The sequence below is a fragment of the Candidatus Symbiopectobacterium sp. NZEC135 genome (assembly GCF_025962695.1).
The window spans coordinates 1-1,979 of record NZ_JAGFPF010000278.1 but is presented as its reverse complement, the minus strand read 5'-3'; the positions used below and the strand labels follow the sequence as shown (position 1 = coordinate 1,979).

At 55.0% G+C, this 1,979-nt stretch carries 2 protein-coding genes; both read left to right on the top strand.

The window, feature by feature from the left end; genetic code table 11:
* A partial coding sequence (locus J5224_RS25870) for an extracellular solute-binding protein (RefSeq protein WP_264628057.1) occupies positions 1–1,132 on the top strand: 1,132 nt, incomplete at its 5' end.
* Positions 1,132–1,979, top strand: an 848-nt coding sequence (locus J5224_RS25865) for an ABC transporter permease subunit (RefSeq protein WP_264628056.1), incomplete at its 3' end; no start/stop codon positions are given. The genes J5224_RS25870 and J5224_RS25865, both read left to right, overlap by 1 nt.

Below are 1,979 nucleotides of genomic sequence, written 5' to 3'. Positions count from 1 at the left end.
AGTCTCTCCGGGGTCACAGATTGAATACCAGCGTAACCCGGAATATTGGGGCCGCGATCGGCCCGTCAATCGGGGGCGTTACAACCCTGACCGCATCATCTACGACTACTACCGTGACGATAGCGTCGCACTGGAGGCATTTCTTGCGGGTCAGGTGGATTACCGGCTGGAAACCTCATCATCACGCTGGATGAACGACTATCGCGGCCCGGCAGTGGCACGGGGCGATATTCAGAAAATCACCGTGAAGCGGGGATCTCCCGCCCCGATGCAAGCGTGGGTAATGAACCTGCGCAATCCGATGTTTCAGGATAAACGGGTTCGAGAAGCGTTGGCGCTGGCTTTCGATTTCGATACCGTCAACCGCCTGTTTTTCTACCAACTTTACCGGCGGACACAGAGTTTTTTTGAGGACTCGGACATGGGAGCCACGGGCAGCCCTCGGGGCAATGAACTGGCGCTGCTACGCACCTTGGGCACAAAAATTCCGTCAGCGGTAATTGATACCGCGCTGCCCGATGACGCGGCATTACACCTTTACGGGGTTTGGAGAAACCCATTCCCCCTGCTCCAACGGGCGAGCTACCACACCAAACAGCAACGGTTAGTGGATGCCAGTGGCAACGCCTTCACGTTTGAACTGTTGCTCTCCGACAGTGGGTTACAGCGCCTTGCATTGCCCTACGTGCAGAATCTGGCCCGACTCGGTATTCAGGCCCGGATCAGCGTTATCGATCCCGCCCAGTACCAAATCCGGCTTCAGCAACACCGTTTCGATATGATCCATGACGTTTTTGGTCAATCCAACAGTCCGGGCAATGAGCAACGCTATTACTGGACCAGTGACTATGCCGATGTGCCGGAAAGTAACAATACGCCAGGCATCAAAAACCCCGCGATTGATGCGCTGGTTGACGCCTTGATCAGAGCCGAGACGCGGGAGGAACTGTTGGCGGCTACCCGCGCGTTGGATCGGCTGTTGCGTTTCAATGCCTATGTGGTGCCGTTATACCACGCGGCGGGCTATAACATGGCGCTGTCACGGCGGCTTAACCGACCGGAGCGCCAACCCCGCTACGGTGTTGACATAGAATCCTGGTGGCTCACGCCGGGTGCTCGGGGGGCACGCTGATGATGCACTATCTGGTTCGCCGCTTGTTGCTGATGGTGCCCACCCTGCTCGGCATCTTGTTGCTCAATTTTGCCATCATTCAATCTGCACCGGGCGGGCCGGTGGAGCAAATGCTGGCGCGCATGAACACATTGGGTGCCGAACGCAGTCTCTTCGGTGGCAATAATGATGGGGTCTCCCAATCCGACACCGCACACAGTGAGGGGCTGGATCAGGTTTTTATCAATCAGCTCAACCACCAGTTTGGCTTTGACAAACCCTGGTGGCAACGCTTTGCCAAAATGGTTGGCGATTACCTTCAATTCGATTTCGGCGACAGTTTTTTTCGTGGTGTCAGCGTGGCAACCTTGATTCAGGAGCGGCTTCCGGTCACGGTCTCTCTCGGGTTATGGACCATGCTATTGATGTATCTGGTGTCCATTCCACTCGGCATTGCCAAGGCAGTCAAGCACGGTTCGCGCTTCGATAGCCTGACATCCAGCATCATTATTATCGGTTATGCGGTACCCGGTTTTCTGTTCGCCTCACTGTTGATCACTTTTTTTGCCGGTGGACAATACTTCCACTGGTTCCCATTACGCGGGTTGACGTCGGGAAATGCCGAATCGCTGTCCACCTGGGGTAGAATTGCCGACTATTTTCATCATATTGCACTGCCGGTGCTGGCGAATACGGTGGGCAGTTTTGCTGCACTGACGCTGCTGACCAAAAACAGCTTTCTGGATGAAATTCATCGTCAATATGTGCTGACCGCACGCGCTAAAGGTGCCAACAACCGGCAAGTGTTGTATGGCCATGTTTTTCGCAATGCCATGCTGATTGTAGTGGCCGGTTTACCGGGGTCCAT